The following is a 247-nucleotide window of genomic DNA, read 5'->3' as shown; positions in this document are numbered from 1 at the left end:
CCAGTACAGGCTGCTTGTAGCCGGCCGGGATTTCGCAGAGGGCGCCAAAACCGCCCAGGCCGCCCATGACTTCAGGGCGCGCAGTGCGCTTGGCGACGCTCTTGATGCGTTCGACCAATGCTTCACCGGCGTCGATGTCTACACCGGCGTCCTTGTAGCTCAGGGAGGGTTGCTTGCTCAGGATCCAGGCCTTTAGGGTGGATTTCTGGGTAACGACCGAGCCGGCAGGCACTCTTTGTAAACGGCC

General features: G+C 61.9%; 1 pseudogene. It reads right to left on the bottom strand.

Annotation, left to right across the window (positions count from 1 at the left end):
* Positions 1 to 247, bottom strand: a pseudogene (locus AC0L2F_RS35915) (hypothetical protein); the annotation flags it as partial.

It is taken from the genome of Bradyrhizobium sp. Ken64, from assembly GCF_055807555.1.
This window is presented reverse-complemented; position numbering and strand designations above follow the sequence as displayed.